The organism is Mycobacterium sp. NPDC051804 (assembly GCF_044452905.1).
In the GTDB taxonomy this organism is placed as follows: domain Bacteria; phylum Actinomycetota; class Actinomycetes; order Mycobacteriales; family Mycobacteriaceae; genus Mycobacterium.
In genome coordinates this window covers 199,960-214,579 of the sequence record NZ_JBITCD010000001.1, presented here as the reverse complement: position 1 = coordinate 214,579, position 14,620 = coordinate 199,960, and the positions used below count along the sequence as shown (strand labels likewise).

Here is a 14,620-nt window from a genome sequence, read left to right as displayed (position 1 = left end):
CACTGAATAGGGACAAGCCCCCGGATGCGTGGGGGATGCATCGCGGGGGCTTGTCAGGGTGAGGGCCTAAGTAACCCGCCTACTTCACGTCGACGTAGACCGTCTTGTTGAGCAACTTGGTGGTCAGGTCGTCACCAGGACCACTATGGTCCGTGCGGCTGTATGTCTGCCCTTCACGCACTGCGACAACGCTGGCTTGTTCGAGCGGTGAGCTGCCGAGGCGGTTGACGATGACTGTGTAGCCCTGTGCCTCTAGCTTGCTTATGGTGTCCTGCGCGTTCCCGGGTCCCGTCGGCGCGGCCAGGGCCGGCGCGGCCAGTCCGAGAAATGCGGCAGTGAGTGCACTCGCAGCGACGGTGGCGAATCCAAACTTCTTCATCTTTTGAGCCCTCTGTCTTTCTTTACGTTTCGTTATTCCGAGCCGTGGCGTGTGTCGCGGTTCGAGCTGCAGCTGATCTTGTAAACCTGGTGGTCAGGGTTTTAATTCCGGTGGCAGCAATTGGTGGCCGAATGGCAGGAATTGTGCTGCGGAAATGGCAAGTGGCCCATGAATATCGGAGGCGATTGGACCGCCAGGGTTTGCGTCAGCACACTGGTAGCCGATGAAGATCGCCGGTCTGCGGCTGCGCCAACGCGACGGGGTGACGTGTGGCCCGTCGGTCGCGGTGATGGCGGGCGCGCTGCTCGATCCGGCCCGTCATGCGGCGTTGGCCGAACCGGAATCCGGGGCTGCGTTGTTCGCGGCCGAACAACTGCGTGTGCACGCCGACGTGAATCGGATCTGGCCGCGACGGCTCGGCACGACGCCGTGGGGGATGGCCCGGGCGATCACGGCCATGGGGGCGACAGCGGGGGTCTGTTACCGGTGGCGACTGTTTCGCGGCCGTCGCGACGATCTCGAGGACGTGCTGGCCGCGGTCGGTCGCGACCGACCGGTGGCGATGCTCGTCGGACGGGGAATTCCGAGGCACTGGGTGTTGATCGTGGCGGTGAACGACGACGCGCTGACCAGCTACGAACCGTCGTCCGGGGAGTTGCGCACAGTCGACGTCGTGGCGGTACGGGAGTCGCGGCTGACGGGGCTTGGGTTCCCGCGACCGTTCGCATTCGTCCTACCTTGTTCGAACGTATGATCGAACAGTGGGTGAGCTCCAGTCGATCGGCTACAACGGGCAGCCCGTGCAGCAGGCGTTCCGACGGGTCGACCCGCCGGTCGCGGTGCTCGTCGATCTGGCGACGGTGTTCCCGCGTGAGCCGCATCGGACCGGCGGCTACAACCCGGCGGGCTTGCAGATGCATGCTGTCGTCGAGGGCAGGCTGTCGTGTTGGGCCATCTGCGAGCAGGGCTACTGGTGGGGGCTGGTCACCTACGAGATCGCCTACGGCGCCAAACGCAAAGCCGTGACGCACTGGATCCCCGCCTGGACGCTCAAGCGGAAGGCGAACTAGGTACCGCGGTCAGGGCCCTACGCCGACACCCGAGGCGCCGTCATGATGAGCCGGCCGTTCACACTCCGCTGCAGCGCGACCAACTTCTGGTCGACCCTGTCGAGGCGTGCGATCAGTGCCTGACCGTCTGTCCGCGACAACGTCTCCAACGGGAACACCCCGACCGCTTTGCAGCCGGCTTCGATGGCATCGAGGGCTGCGATGAGTATCTCTTTATCCGAACGCATGTTCGAATCATAGCGCCGGGTTCTGACACGTGACGAAAACGAACCACCGGCCGGTCAGGCCTCGTGGCCCGGCTCCAAATCGCGCACATCGGCGAAGGTCACGAGTTGTTCGAACTCGTCCGGCGCGTCGCCCGCGACCGGTTTGAGCAGATGCCCCACGTGATCCCCGAGGGCGTGGCGGCCGAGCACCTCGCCCACGAACCAGCCTGCCGCGTCATCGAGGATCGGCATGCCATGTGGACCCTCATGCCACGACGTCTGCGCGAACTTGTCCGTGCGGTCGCCGGTCTCACTGCCGAACAGCCGAGCCAGTTCGCGATGCGTGCGCGGTAACAGATGGACGGCAAGATGCGTCGCGTCCTGCGCGATCCGGTACGTGTCGTTCTTGTCCGACAGTCCGACCAGGAAACGCGGCGGTCCGATGCTGACCTGGCTGGTGAACCCCACCAGGCAGCCCGCCCGCTGATCGTCGGCACGCGTGGTGACGACGTACATCGGATAGTCGAGCATTGAGACCAACTTCTCGAACGCTTCCATTCGCTATCCCGTCGCTAGGGTTGGGGTATGGCCAGAACGTACGCAACCGCTGACGCTGTCGATCTGACCCAGCTGCTGGACTTCGTCCGGCCTCGACATCGCATGGTGCTCACCACATTTCGGTCGGACGGATCTTTGCAGAGTTCGCCGGTGACCGGCGGCGTCGACGACCGGGGCCGCATCGTGATCGCGAGCTATCCGCAGCGCGCCAAGTCGGTCAACGTGAAGCGCACACCGCGCGCGAGCGTCACCGTGCTGTCCGACGAATTCAACGGCGCCTACGTACAGGTCGACGGCGACGCCGAGGTCATCGACCTGCCTGACGCCGTCGAACCGCTCGTCGACTACTTTCGCTCGATCGCCGGTGAGCATTCCGACTGGGACGAGTATCGGCAGGCGATGGTCGACCAGGGCAAGTGCCTGATTCGCGTCACGCCCACGCGGTGGGGTCCGGTGGCGACCGGCGGTTTCCCGCCGGAGAAGGAGTAGCACTCAGCCGTCGAGATCGAGCTGGAGCGAACCGGCCGGGTCGGCGCGGAACTTCCCGGCACCTGTCGCACCTGCTAGCTCACCGGTACCCGACACGGCGCGCACAACCGCGGTCGCCACGCCGTCGGCGAATTCACCGTCGTGCAGCAATACCAGTCCGCCGCGCCGGCCGCCAAAGGTTCCGGTGATGTGTTCGATGCCGACGTACGCCGCGGACTTGTCCGGCGCGTAGCTCATCAGCCACTTGGTGGTCGAGGTGCCCTCGATGTCCCCGGAGTAGCGCTTGGTGACCAGTGCCTCGGTGAGCTTGGTCTCGTCGTCACCGTCCTCGAACGGTGTCTCGTCCCAGCTGCCGATCTCGAAGGTCGCGCTGATTTGTGTGGTCATCACGGGGGAATACCCCCGTGGAACGTCGGGAATCGACCCGCGCTGAACAGGTCGGAGAGCGCCGATGGCGGCGTATGTGGTAGTCAGAGCAGTGGGCACGCGTTGCGTCCGATAGCTAGTCAAACTATAGTCTGGACACATGTCCAGAGAGGTTCGGAGTATTTGAGTGACTCGATTTGTCCTGCTCACCGGACCTGGACGTGTCCGCCTGCGCGCATCGTCGTGAGCTGAATATGCGCATTGCACTGCTGTCCTATCGGAGTAAGACCCATTGCGGCGGGCAAGGGGTCTATGTCCGCCACCTGTCCCGCGGCCTCGTCGAGCTCGGCCATGACGTCGAGGTGTTCTCGGGCCAGCCCTACCCCGGTGGCCTGGATCCACGGGTACGCCTGACCAAGGTGCCAAGCCTCGATCTCTACCGCGAGCCGGATCCGTTCCGCATTCCGTGGCCCAACGAGATCAAGACGACGATCGACCTGCGCGAGCTGCTGACCACGTGGACCGCCGGATTCCCCGAGCCCAAGACATTCAGCCTGCGCGCCGCCCGTGCGCTCGCCGAGCGCCTCACCGACTTCGACGTCGTCCATGACAACCAGTGCCTGGGTTCCGGTCTGCTGAAGATCGCCGATCTCGGGCTGCCGGTGGTGGCGACCGTGCACCACCCGATCACCCGCGACCGCGTGCTGGACGTGTCCGCGGCCTCCTGGTGGCGCAAGCCGCTGGTGCGCCGGTGGTACGGCTTCGCCGAGATGCAGAAGGATGTCGCGCGGCGCATACCCGAGCTGCTGACCGTCTCATCGACGTCGGCCGCCGATATCGCCGAGGACTTCGGGGTGTCGCCGGATCAGCTGCACGTCGTACCGCTCGGCGTGGACACCGAACTGTTCAAGCCGTCCGAGCGACGGGTGCGTAATCGCATCATCGCGATCGCCAGCGCCGACGTGCCGCTCAAGGGTGTCGCGCATCTGCTGAACGCCATCGCGCGACTGCGTGTTGAACGTGACCTCGAACTGCAGCTCGTCGCCAAGCTCGAGCCGAACGGACCGACCGAGAAGCTGATCGCAGAACTCGGCATCTCCGACATCGTGCACAGCTCGAGCGGCGTGACGGATGCCGAACTCGCCGACCTGCTGGCGTCCGCTGAAGTCGCCTGTATCCCTTCGCTTTACGAGGGCTTCTCGCTGCCCGCGGTGGAGGCGATGGCCAGTGGCACGCCGATCGTCGCGAGCCGTGCGGGAGCGCTGCCCGAGGTGGTCGGCGCCGACGGCGAATGCGCCCGGCTGGTCACTCCGGCCGATGTCGACGAGCTGACCAGGGTGCTGGGCGATCTCCTCGACTCGCCGATGGAACTGCGTCGACTCGGTGAGAACGGCCGCCGACGCGCACTCGATGTCTTCAGCTGGGAATCCGTTGCCGCGCAAACGGTTGCGGTATACGAACAAGCACGTGAGCGAGTCGCCAAATGCTGACCGTGGACTACGACCGGCTCGGCGTCGGCGCGGGTACGAAGGTGATCGACGTTGGCTGCGGCGCAGGCAGGCACACCTTCGAGGCTTACCGCCGCGGCGCTGACGTCATCGGCTTCGATCAGAGCGTCACCGATCTCAACGACGTCGACGAGATCCTGCAGGCCATGAAGGACAAGGGCGAGGCACCCGCTTCGGCGACGGCTCAGGCCGTCAAGGGCGATGCGCTCGAACTGCCTTATGCCGACGGCACTTTCGACTGTGTGATCGCCTCGGAGATCCTGGAGCATGTGCCCGAGGACGACCGAGCGATTTCGGAGCTGGTCCGCGTCCTCAAACCCGGTGGCTCGCTGGCGATCACGGTGCCGCGCTGGCTGCCCGAGAAGGTGTGCTGGATCTTGTCAGACGAGTACCACGCCAACGAGGGCGGGCACATCCGGATCTACAAGGCCGACGCGCTGCGCGACAAAGTGCTCGCCTATGGCCTGAAGCTCACCGGCACCCATCACGCTCATGCGCTGCACGCACCGTATTGGTGGCTGAAATGTGCTGTCGGAACCGAGAAGTCGGATCATCCCGCCGTAACGGCGTACCACAAGCTGCTGGTGTGGGACATGATGAGCCGACCGTGGCTGACGCGGACGGCGGAGTCGATGCTGAATCCGTTGATCGGCAAGAGCGTCGCGATGTATTTCGAGAAGCCGGCGGTTTGACGTTGAGTCGTGACATCCCAGCAGTGGCAGGCGTCCTGACGCCCGCCCAGTGCCGTCAAACCGCCCAGTCGATCGCTGACACCCAGGAGTCCTCGGGTGCGATTCCGTGGTTCGAGGGCGGTCACACCGACCCGTGGGACCACGTGGAGAACGCGATGGCGCTGACGGCGGCCGGGCTTCTGGAACCCGCGCGCGGCGCGTTCGAATGGTGCCACAGGACGCAGCGGGCCGATGGCTCATGGCCGATCCAGTTCCGCAACGGCGTCATCGAGGACTCCAACAGCGACAGCAACTTCTGCGCCTACATCGCGACCGGCGTCTGGCACCACGTGTTGATCACCGGCGACCGCCGATTCGCCGAGACCATGTGGCCGGTCGTCACGAAGGCCGTGAACTTTGTCCTCGACATGCAGCTCAGTGGCGGCGAAATCTCTTGGGCCAGAAGCCCATCCGGACTCGAGCCGGAAGCCTTACTCACCGGGTGCGCAAGCATCTACCACAGCCTCCGGTGCGCGCTGGCGCTCGCGGACTACTTCGACGATCCGCAGCCGGAGTGGGAACTCGCGGTCGGCCGCCTCGGCCACGTGATCGCCGAACATCCCGACACCTTCGTGACCAAGGACCGCTGGTCGATGGAGTGGTACTACCCGGTCCTGGGCGGCGCGATGCGCGGAGCCCAGGCGCAGGCGCGCATCAACGAGCGGTGGGACGACTTCGTCGTCGCGGGTCTCGGCATCCGCTGCGTTGACGACAGGCCGTGGGTCACCGGAGCCGAAACCTGTGAGCTGGTCATGGCTTTGGACGCGATCGGCGATACGGCGCGCGCGCATGAGCAGTTCGCGGCGATGCACCACCTGCGCGAGGAGGACGGCTCCTACTGGACCGGCCTCGTCTATGCCGACGGTAAGCGGTGGCCGGTGGAGCGCACCACCTGGACCGGCGGGGCGATGATTCTCGCCGCCGACGCGTTGTCACGCACCACGCCGGCCAACGGCATCTTCCGTGGCGTCGGCCTACCGCGTGGCCTCGAAAACGAGTACGACTGCGAGTGCGCGACCAGCGATCGCTGACCCTTAGAGTGCCTCGCCGGGCACCCCGGACACCCGCTCCAACACCCGCATCGAGCCGGTCGCCGACACCTCACGGAAATCGCCGGTGTCCAGTGCGCGGCGGTACACGTGGTACGGCGCCTGGCCGCCGTCATCGGGATTCGGGAACACGTCGTGGATTACCAGCGCGCCACCGACCTCGACCCAGCGGACCCAGCCGTCGAAGTCGCGCTGCGCGGCCTCCTCGGTGTGGCCACCGTCGATGAACAGGAACCGCAACGGCGTACGCCACCCGCGCGCCACCGTCGTCGACCGGCCGACCACCGCGACGACGTACTCGTCCACCCCGGCGGCGTCGAGGGTGTGGCGCAGCGTCGGCAGCGTGTCGAACAACCCCGTGACCGGGTCCACCATCGACTCGTCGTGATACTCCCAGCCCACCTGGTGCTCTTCGGAACCATGGTGGTGGTCGATTGTGTAGAGGACTCCGCCGCTCTGCTGTGCCGCGGCGCCGAGCATTACCGTCGACTTCCCGCAGTACGTGCCGATCTCGACGCCGACGCCGTCGCCCAGGTAGCGGACGGCGGTGTCGTACAGCGTGCGGCCCTCGTCGGCGGGCATGAATCCGGTCACCCCGTCGGCGAGCGCGAACAGGCGGGCAGCGGCGTCGGGCAGCGCGCTATTAGCGCTGTCGGAGACGGCAGTATCTGTAGTGCTCATGGGGGCCAACCTACCGTTGCTGGTCAATGGCAGTTGTAGTAGCGTCCGGACATGTGTCCGACACGGCCCTGGAGTCGACTCGGCGCCGTCTGACCGCCAAGCAGGCCGACACCGTCGATCGCCTGGGCAGGGCCGCGGTCGAGCTCCTCAACCGTGATGGTTTCACCGGCCTGACCGTGCGCCGCGTGGCCGCCGAAGCCGGCGTCGGAGCGGCCACTGCCTATACCTACTTCTCGTCCAAAGAGCATCTGGTCGCCGAGGTGTTCTGGCGCAGGCTCGTCGCCTCGCCGCCGGCAACCCACGAGTCCGGTGACGCGGCCACACGGGTCACCGAGGTGCTGCGGCACATCGCACTGCTGGTCGCCGACGAACCCGAATTCGCCTGTGCGGTCACCAATGCACTGCTTGGTCGCGATCCCGACGTCGAGGTGCTGCGGCTGCGCATCGGGCGCGATATCCGCGACCGCCTGACCGCCGCGCTGGGACCCGACATCGATCCCGACGTCGTCGACTCGCTCGAAATGTTGTACTCCGGCGCACTGGTGCGCGCCGGGATGGGCTATGCGTCGTACGCAGAGATCGCGCAGCGACTGGAGAAGTCCGCGCGGCTGATGCTGGGCTAACGCGGGCCGAGGATCGCCGTCGACGCGGTGATGGCCGGCTCTACGATGCCGTGGATGTCGTGTCCCGCCTCGACGAACAGCGCAGTCAGCTCGCGCAGACCACCGAGCACGATCAACGCCAGTGGCCGGGAGATCGGTGGGATCTGCGCGCGCTGGAAGCCGGGGCTGTCGCTGAGATCGACCAGCATGTCGGTCAGGTGTTCCATCGCGAGGCGATGTAGTGGCTGAGCCACCGCACCCAGTGCCGGCAGCTCACGGATCCAGCTGAGCGTGATCGCCGGTCGCGCCGCGATGTGGTCGACGTACGCGCCGACGGCTTGGCGGATCTGTTCCTCCCAGTCCGCCTCCGGATCGACGGCACTGACGATGTTGCCGATCAACGTCTCGTTGTTCCGGCGCAGCAGCTCGATCAGGCAGTCTTCCTTGCTCGCGAACTGCGCGTAGAACGTGCGCTTCGAGGTGCGGGCGTGCCGGACGATGTCCGCGACGGTGGTGTCACGGAAGCCGCGCTCGATGATCGACGCGGCCATGCCGTCGAGTAGCCGGTCGCGGAACGGATCTGCGGCAACGTCGGAGCCGCCGGCCTGCGAATCTTGCTCGTTGAGCGCCGTCGTCATGTCGCCTCCCTCCGGACCCTTGCATACAGCTGGTACCAACCGGTACCGTACTACATGAACCTGCGGTACATCGTAGTACCAGGACACTATCGTCCTGATGAGATGACTGGGAGTGCGCATGAGCGACGGACCCACGCGCGGTGGGCTGGGCACCGAAACCCTCGAACACCTCGCCGTCGCGCCTAGCGCGGTCAGAATGCCACCCGGCCCGCGGCTGCCCAAGCTGGTGCAGGGCATCGGCTACGTCCTCTCGCGGAACTGGCTGTACGAGCGCATCTCGCGCCGCCATGGCAGCGTCTTCACGCTGAACCTGCCGATGTTCGGCCACACCGTCATCGTCGCCGACCCGCAGTTGGCCAAGCAGTTGTTCACGGCCAGCACCGACGACGTCGGCAACGTCCAGCCCAACCTGTCGAGGGTGCTCGGCAGCGGTTCGGTGTTCGCGCTCGATGGTGCCGACCACCGCAGGCGGCGCAAGCTGCTCACCCCGCCGTTCCACGGCAAGAGCATCAAGAACTACGAAAAGATCTTCGAAGAGGAGACGCTACGCGAGTCGGCGAATTGGCCGGAGGGCCAAGCATTCCCGACGATCGAACCGATGATGCGGATCACGCTCAATGCGATCCTGCGCGCCGTCTTCGGCGCCGACGGTGAACAGCTCGATGAGTTGCGGCGCATCATTCCGCCGTGGGTCACACTCGGCTCGCAACTCGCGGTGGTGCCGGCACCGACCCGCGACTACGGCCGGTTCAGCCCTTGGGGCAGGCTCGCTGAATACCGGCGCCAGTACGACGACGTCGTCGGCAAGTTGATCGACCGGGTGAAGGCCGACCCGAACTTCGACACCCGTGATGACGTGCTCGCACTACTGCTGCGCAGTACGTACGAGGACGGCTCGGAGATGTCGCGCAGCGATATCGCCGATGAGTTGTTGACTCTGCTGGCCGCCGGGCACGAAACGACCGCGTCCACGCTCGGCTGGGCGTTCGAGCGCGTCACCCGCCATCCGACGGTGCTGGCCAAGCTCGTCGACGAAGCCGCCACCGAGGAGAACGAGTACCGGCAGGCCACCATCCTGGAGGTCCAACGCGCCCGCACCGTCATCGACTTCGCCGGCAGACACGTCCATGCGCCCACGTTCCAGCTCGGCGACTGGGTGATCCCGCGGGGAACGACCATCGTGGTCGCGATCGCGCAACTGCACAAGCGCGCCGAGGAGTTCGCCGCCCCGGATCGGTTCGACCCGCAGCGCTATATCGGGACCAGGCCGCCGACGTTCGCGTTCGTCCCGTTCGGCGGCGGCACCCGGCGGTGCGTCGGCGCGGTGTTCGCCAACGTCGAAATGGATGTGGTGCTGCGAACAGTCATGCGGCACTTCGTGATCGATACGACAACGGCACCCGACGAGAAGATGCACTCGCGCGGTGTGGCCTTCACCCCCAAGCATGGCGGGCGCATCATCGTGCACCGCCGCGAGACCCCGCTGGGTTAGGAGAGCAATGACGGACGCAGCGATCAGCGCGATTGAAGCCCCAGAAGACGCCGCACCGCCGGCCAAGAAGCCGCCGGCGGTGCGGCTGCCGATGCCGGTCCAGGGCGTCCTGCTCGCGGGCTTTCGACGCTGGTTCACACGCACCGCGGCGAAGCGTTACGGACCCGTCTTCGCCATGAATGTCCCGTTTTTCGGCCGCAGCGTGGTGGTCTCCGACCCCGCGCTCGTCCGGCAGGTCTTCCTGGCCAGCACCGACGACCTGGTCAACGTGCGGCCGAACCTGAGCAGGCTCTTCGGACAGGGTTCGGTCTTCGCGCTGGACGGCAAGGAGCACCGGGTCCGGCGCAAGCTACTCGCCCCGCCGTTCCATGGGCAGAGCATCCGGAACTACGAGAAGATCATCGAAGAGGAGACGCTGCGCGAGACCGCGACCTGGCCCGAGGGCCGCGAGTTCGCCACGCTCGAGCCGATGAACCGGATCACGCTGAACGTCATCCTGCGCACCGTATTCGGTGCTGACGGAGCCGAACTCGACTACCTACGCGAGATCATCCCGCCCTGGGCCAAGTTGGGGTCGCGGATGGCGACGCTGCCCGAGCCGTCCTTCAGCACCGGAAGGTACAGCCCGTGGGGCCGGCTGGAGGAGTTCCGTCGTAACTTCGACCGCACGGTGTTCGCGCTCATCGAAAAGGCCGAGGCCGATCAACGACTCGAAGACCGCACCGACATCCTCGCGCTGCTACTGCGCACCACGTACGAGGATGGCACCCCGATGTCGCATCAGCACATCGCCGACGAACTGATCACCCTCCTCGGCGCCGGCCACGAAACGACCGCGTCGACACTGGGCTGGGCCTTCGAGCGGTTACGCCGCCATCCCGAGGTCTTGGCCAAGCTGGTCGAGGAGAACGATGAAGGCGGCAGCGAGTACCGGCAGGCCACGATCGTTGAGCTGCAACGGAACCGGACCGTCATCGACTTCGCGGGACGCCACGTGTTGGCACCGCACTTCGACCTCGGTGACTGGCGGATCCCGCACGGCTACACGATCATGATCGCGATCGCCAACGTACATGCCAACGCCGAGACCTTCCCCGATCCCGAACGCTTCGAGCCGAACCGGTTCCTGGGTACCAGGACGCCGACGGCGTGGGTGCCGTTCGGCGGCGGGACTCGCCGCTGTATCGGGGCCGCGTTCGCGAACACAGAAATGGACGTCGTGCTGCGAACGATTCTGCGGGACTTCGTGATTGAGACCGACGGTGCACCCGAGGAGAAGATCCACTTCCGGGGCATCGCCTTCACGCCGAAAGACGGCGGGCTCGTCACGGTGCACCGCCGCTGACGTCCGTGGGATAGCTTCGTCGTATGAGTCTGGTCGACATGATCAACGGCGGCATGGAAGCGACGATCCCCGCCGCGCACAAACTGGGTATCAAGGCGGTCGAGGCGCGCCCCGGATTTGCAGCGGCGACAGTGCCATTGGAGGGCAACGGCAACCACTTCGGCGTCGTATACGCCGGGGTCGAGTTCGTTGTCGCCGAGATCCTCGGCGGGATCATCGCGATCGCGAGCTTCGATGCGGCCAAGTACTACCCGCTGGTGAAGAAACTCGACATCGAATTCACCGCTGCCGCGCGCAGTGATCTACGCGCCGAGGCGTCCCTCGACGACGACGAACTGCTTCGGGTCGAGAAAGAGGCCGCGGAAAACGGAAAGGCCGACTTCATGCTGGACGCAGTGGTCCGTGATGAAGCCGGCCAGACCGTGGCCGTGACCCGTGGGCTCTATCAGCTGCGAGCCCACGGGAAGTAGTCCCGGGGGCCCACTAGACTTCAGCGCGTTTCGGCAGCTTCCAGCCCGCCCGCGGGAAGTGGCAGGTGTAGCCGCTCGGGTAGCGCTCCAGGTAGTCCTGGTGCTCCGGCTCGGCCTCCCAGAAGTCGCTTGCGGGAGTCACTTCCGTGACGACCTTGCCGGGCCACAGGCCGGAGGCGTCCACGTCCGCGATGGTGTCCAGCGCGACGCGCTTCTGCTCGTCGTCGAGGTAGAAGATCGCCGACCGATAACTCGTGCCGACGTCATTGCCCTGCCGATTCTTGGTGGACGGGTCGTGGATCTGGAAGAAGAACTCCAGCAGCGCGCGGTAGTCGGTCTGCGCGGGGTCGTAGACGATCTCGATGGCCTCGGCATGACCCGGGTGGTTGCGGTACGTCGCGTTGGCGTTCTCACCGCCCGTGTAGCCGACGCGGGTGTCGACGACGCCGGGCTGTTTGCGGATCAGATCCTCCATGCCCCAGAAGCAGCCGCCGGCCAGGATCGCCTTCTTGTTCTCACTCATGCCTGTGCCTCCTTGAAGAGCCTCTTGTAGTCGCCGTAACCCTCGGCCTCTAGATCGTCGAGATGGATGAACTTCAGCGAAGCTGAGTTGATGCAGTAGCGCAAGCCGCCCTCGGATCGCGGACCGTCGTTGAACACGTGCCCGAGATGGCTGTCGCCGTGTGCCGAACGGACCTCGGTGCGGATCATCAGGTGGCTGAAATCGCGCTTCTCCACCACATTGGCCGCGTCGAGTGGCCGAGTGAAGCTGGGCCACCCGCTGCCACTCTCGAACTTGTCGACCGAGGCGAACAACGGCTCACCGGACACCACGTCGACGTAGATGCCGGGTTCATGGTTGTCCCAGTACTCACCGGTGAACGGCCGCTCGGTGCCGTTCTCCTGAGTGACGTGATACTGCTCCGGCGACAATGCGCCGACCGCGTCGGGATTCTTGTTGTATTGCACGCTCGTATAACGACGCGGGTAACAACGCTGTTCCGCGGGGAGATTACCGAAGTGTGATGCGTCCACTGATCGCCCTCGCTGCCGTCGTCCTCGCCCTATCGATCTCACCATCAGCGTCTGCGGAGACGACTGTGCTGCCGGAACGGCAGGGACCCGCGGGGGTCGTCTTCGCCGACAATCCGGCGATCGTCGATGCCCATCGGATGCCAGCCGAGTCGTTCAGCCGCGTCCCCGGTGACCACGCCGTCGCTCTGCACTTCACGACCGGCACGCCGGAGTGCTACGGAGTCCGCGCCACTGTCTCCGAGACTGCGCAGACAGTCGACGTCGAATTGCAGTCGGGCTCGCTGCCAGAGGCGGCCGGCCGCGCCTGCATCATGATCGCGGTATCGGGCACGGTCGAGGTGCCGCTGCAGAGCCCGCTCGGCGACCGTCAGGTTCGCAGCGTCTCGTGACGCTCGACAAAAGTCAGTAGAACGTGTTCTAGTTCTGGTGTGACTGGGAGCACTTTCAGCCGCGACGAGCTGGTCGCGGCGTTCGAAAAATTCGAGGCGACGGTCGATCGCGCGGCGCAGACCCGCGATTGGGATCCCTGGGTTGAGCAGTACACACCCGACGTCCTCTACGTCGAGCACGCGGCCGGAACGATGCGCGGCCGCGAAGAGGTACGGCCCTGGATCTGGTCGACGATGGAGAGCTTCCCCGGCAGCTACATGACGTCGTTCCCGTCGCTGTGGTCGGTGTTCGACGAGGCGACCGGCCGGGTCATCTGCGAGCTCGACAACCCGATGCGCGATCCCGGTGACGGCACGATCATCACTGCCACCAACATCTCGATCATCACGTATGCCGGTGACGGGCTGTGGCGCCGTCAGGAAGACATCTACAACCCGCTGCGGTTCGTGCGCGCGGCCGTCAAGTGGTGCCGCAAGGCCACCGAACTCGGCACACTGCCCGACGAAGCCGCGGAGTGGATGAAGACGTACGGCGGCGCATCCGGCGGGGCACAGTGACCTCTCTGGTCATCGGCGCCAACGGGTATCTCGGTTCGCACGTCACCCGCCAACTCGTCGACAAGGGCGAGGATGTGCGCGTTATGGTGCGCGACGGTGCCAACACGATCGGCATCGACGATCTCGACGTCACGCGGTTCATTGGCGACATCTGGGACAACCAGACCCTGCGCGAGGCGATGGCCGGTGCGCAGGACGTCTACTACTGCGTCGTCGACACCCGCGGCTGGCTGCGCGATCCCTCCCCGCTGTTTCACACCAACGTCGACGGCACGCGCAATGTGCTCGAGATCGCGAAAGACGCTGGGCTGCACCGGTTCGTCTTCACCAGTAGCTACGTGACCGTCGGACGAAAACGCGGCCGCGTCGCCACCGAGGACGACATCGTCAGCCAAAGGGGCCTGACGCCATATGTCCGCTCCCGCGTGCAGGCTGAGGAACTCGTGCTGCAGTACGCGCGTGAGCATGACCTGCCCGCCGTCGCGATGTGTGTGTCGACGACGTACGGCGCGGGGGACTGGGGCATGACGCCGCACGGCCAGCTCATCGCGGGCACCGCGTTTGGCAAGTTGCCGTTCGTCATGGACAAGATCGAGCTCGAAGCCGTCGGCATCGACGACGCGGCGCGCGCACTGCTGCTGGCCGCGGAGAAGGGCAGGGTCGGCGAGCGCTATCTGATCTCGGAGAAGATGATCAGCAACGCTGAAGTGGTCCGCATCGCGGCCGAGGCCGCCGGTGTGCCCGCCCCGACCAAATCGATTCCGCTGCCGATGTCGTATGCGATGGCTGCACTCGGCAGCGCGAAGGCCAAGCTGCGCGGCACCGATGAACAGCTGTCGATGGGTTCACTGCGTCTCATGCGCGCTGAGGCGCCGGTGGCCTGTGACAAGGCCAAACGGGAATTGGGTTGGGAGCCGCGACCTGTCGAGGAGTCGATCAGGGAGGCGGCCCGCTTCTGGGTTGGCCTGCGGGACGCTCGACGCAAGACCAAGTCCGCATCGGATGGCAGCGCAGGCTAACCTTGGAGCCGCCCTTCAAGATCAACGGCGGTGTA

21 protein-coding genes are annotated in these 14,620 nt (G+C 65.6%); 13 read left to right on the top strand and 8 right to left on the bottom strand.

From position 1 onward, the window contains the following. Nucleotides 1-79: 79 nt before the first annotated feature. Nucleotides 80-379, bottom strand: a complete 300-nt coding sequence (locus ACIA48_RS01055) for a hypothetical protein (RefSeq protein ID WP_396726784.1) — start codon at nt 377-379, stop codon at nt 80-82. A 223-nt stretch (nt 380-602) separates the two neighbouring features. Between ACIA48_RS01055 and ACIA48_RS01050 the strand changes: the two genes are divergently transcribed. Both ACIA48_RS01050 and ACIA48_RS01045 read left to right on the top strand, forming a co-directional pair. After that, nucleotides 603-1,133 (top strand): hypothetical protein, encoded by a 531-nt coding sequence (locus ACIA48_RS01050; RefSeq protein ID WP_396726782.1) that lies wholly within the window; start codon nt 603-605, stop codon nt 1,131-1,133. Nucleotides 1,134-1,140: 7 nt separating this feature from the next. After that, nucleotides 1,141-1,449, top strand: coding sequence for a hypothetical protein (locus ACIA48_RS01045; RefSeq protein WP_396726780.1), 309 nt, complete (start codon nt 1,141-1,143; stop codon nt 1,447-1,449). A 17-nt stretch (nt 1,450-1,466) separates the two neighbouring features. Here ACIA48_RS01045 and ACIA48_RS01040 read toward each other — a convergent pair whose 3' ends face one another. Continuing rightward, a complete protein-coding gene (locus ACIA48_RS01040) occupies nt 1,467-1,676 on the bottom strand; it encodes a hypothetical protein (protein ID WP_396726777.1) in 210 nt (69 codons plus the stop codon). Between the two features lie 54 nt (nt 1,677-1,730). Further along, nucleotides 1,731-2,213: a flavin reductase family protein gene (locus tag ACIA48_RS01035; protein WP_396726774.1), complete on the bottom strand. Its 483-nt coding sequence runs from the start codon at nt 2,211-2,213 to the stop codon at nt 1,731-1,733. A gap of 27 nt (nt 2,214-2,240) precedes the next feature. Here ACIA48_RS01035 and ACIA48_RS01030 point away from each other — a divergent pair, with 27 nt between their 5' ends. Further along, a complete protein-coding gene (locus ACIA48_RS01030) occupies nt 2,241-2,702 on the top strand; it encodes a PPOX class F420-dependent oxidoreductase (protein WP_396726771.1) in 462 nt (153 codons plus the stop codon). Between the two features lie 3 nt (nt 2,703-2,705). On the opposite strand, the gene ACIA48_RS01025 is transcribed toward ACIA48_RS01030, so the two are convergent. After that, a complete protein-coding gene (locus ACIA48_RS01025; protein WP_396726769.1) occupies nt 2,706-3,089 on the bottom strand; it encodes a DUF3224 domain-containing protein in 384 nt (127 codons plus the stop codon). 233 nt (nt 3,090-3,322) lie between these two features. On the opposite strand from ACIA48_RS01025, the gene ACIA48_RS01020 reads away from it, so the two are divergent. From ACIA48_RS01020 to ACIA48_RS01010, 3 genes are read left to right on the top strand one after another with little or no spacing between them, the layout of a single operon-like run. Beyond that, nucleotides 3,323-4,558: a glycosyltransferase family 4 protein gene (locus ACIA48_RS01020; protein ID WP_396726766.1), complete on the top strand. Its 1,236-nt coding sequence runs from the start codon at nt 3,323-3,325 to the stop codon at nt 4,556-4,558. Next, the gene (locus ACIA48_RS01015; protein ID WP_396726763.1) at nt 4,552-5,268 is read left to right on the top strand and encodes a class I SAM-dependent methyltransferase; all 717 of its coding nucleotides are present in this window, start codon (nt 4,552-4,554) and stop codon (nt 5,266-5,268) included. Before ACIA48_RS01020 ends, ACIA48_RS01015 begins: the two co-directional genes overlap by 7 nt. After that, the gene (locus tag ACIA48_RS01010) at nt 5,265-6,338 is read left to right on the top strand and encodes a prenyltransferase (protein WP_396726761.1); all 1,074 of its coding nucleotides are present in this window, start codon (nt 5,265-5,267) and stop codon (nt 6,336-6,338) included. Before ACIA48_RS01015 ends, ACIA48_RS01010 begins: the two co-directional genes overlap by 4 nt. Before the next feature lie 3 nt (nt 6,339-6,341). On the opposite strand, the gene ACIA48_RS01005 is transcribed toward ACIA48_RS01010, so the two are convergent. Beyond that, nucleotides 6,342-7,037 carry a class I SAM-dependent methyltransferase gene (locus ACIA48_RS01005; RefSeq protein ID WP_396726758.1) on the bottom strand — a complete coding sequence of 232 codons (696 nt, stop codon included), beginning with the start codon at nt 7,035-7,037 and terminating at the stop codon, nt 6,342-6,344. Between the two features lie 53 nt (nt 7,038-7,090). Here ACIA48_RS01005 and ACIA48_RS01000 point away from each other — a divergent pair, with 53 nt between their 5' ends. Continuing rightward, complete coding sequence (locus ACIA48_RS01000; protein ID WP_396726755.1) at nt 7,091-7,660, top strand: TetR/AcrR family transcriptional regulator; 570 nt, start codon at nt 7,091-7,093, stop codon at nt 7,658-7,660. Here the strand turns inward: ACIA48_RS01000 and ACIA48_RS00995 are convergent. Then, entirely contained in the window at nt 7,657-8,277 is a 621-nt protein-coding gene (locus tag ACIA48_RS00995; protein ID WP_396726752.1) for a TetR/AcrR family transcriptional regulator, read from the bottom strand. The two genes, ACIA48_RS01000 and ACIA48_RS00995, sit on opposite strands and share 4 nt — an antisense overlap. Nucleotides 8,278-8,395: 118 nt before the next feature. Between ACIA48_RS00995 and ACIA48_RS00990 the strand changes: the two genes are divergently transcribed. From ACIA48_RS00990 to ACIA48_RS00980, 3 genes are read left to right on the top strand one after another with little or no spacing between them, the layout of a single operon-like run. After that, nucleotides 8,396-9,769 carry a cytochrome P450 gene (locus ACIA48_RS00990; protein WP_396726750.1) on the top strand — a complete coding sequence of 458 codons (1,374 nt, stop codon included), beginning with the start codon at nt 8,396-8,398 and terminating at the stop codon, nt 9,767-9,769. A 7-nt stretch (nt 9,770-9,776) separates the two neighbouring features. Continuing rightward, entirely contained in the window at nt 9,777-11,114 is a 1,338-nt protein-coding gene (locus ACIA48_RS00985; protein ID WP_396726748.1) for a cytochrome P450, read from the top strand. 23 nt (nt 11,115-11,137) lie between these two features. Next, complete coding sequence (locus tag ACIA48_RS00980; RefSeq protein ID WP_396726745.1) at nt 11,138-11,584, top strand: DUF4442 domain-containing protein; 447 nt, start codon at nt 11,138-11,140, stop codon at nt 11,582-11,584. Nucleotides 11,585-11,597: 13 nt separating this feature from the next. Here ACIA48_RS00980 and msrA read toward each other — a convergent pair whose 3' ends face one another. Both msrA and msrB read right to left on the bottom strand, forming a co-directional pair. Then, the gene (msrA, locus tag ACIA48_RS00975; protein ID WP_396726742.1) at nt 11,598-12,107 is read right to left on the bottom strand and encodes a peptide-methionine (S)-S-oxide reductase MsrA; all 510 of its coding nucleotides are present in this window, start codon (nt 12,105-12,107) and stop codon (nt 11,598-11,600) included. Next, a complete protein-coding gene (gene msrB / locus ACIA48_RS00970; RefSeq protein ID WP_396726740.1) occupies nt 12,104-12,553 on the bottom strand; it encodes a peptide-methionine (R)-S-oxide reductase MsrB in 450 nt (149 codons plus the stop codon). The genes msrA and msrB overlap by 4 nt, the downstream gene beginning before the upstream one ends. Nucleotides 12,554-12,609: 56 nt before the next feature. On the opposite strand from msrB, the gene ACIA48_RS00965 reads away from it, so the two are divergent. From ACIA48_RS00965 to ACIA48_RS00955, 3 genes are read left to right on the top strand one after another with little or no spacing between them, the layout of a single operon-like run. Continuing rightward, a complete protein-coding gene (locus ACIA48_RS00965) occupies nt 12,610-13,008 on the top strand; it encodes a hypothetical protein (RefSeq protein WP_396728426.1) in 399 nt (132 codons plus the stop codon). Between the two features lie 39 nt (nt 13,009-13,047). Then, nucleotides 13,048-13,566, top strand: a complete 519-nt coding sequence (locus tag ACIA48_RS00960; protein WP_396726737.1) for a nuclear transport factor 2 family protein — start codon at nt 13,048-13,050, stop codon at nt 13,564-13,566. Next, complete coding sequence (locus ACIA48_RS00955; protein ID WP_396726735.1) at nt 13,563-14,585, top strand: NAD-dependent epimerase/dehydratase family protein; 1,023 nt, start codon at nt 13,563-13,565, stop codon at nt 14,583-14,585. The genes ACIA48_RS00960 and ACIA48_RS00955 overlap by 4 nt, the downstream gene beginning before the upstream one ends. Nucleotides 14,586-14,620: the final 35 nt, after the last annotated feature.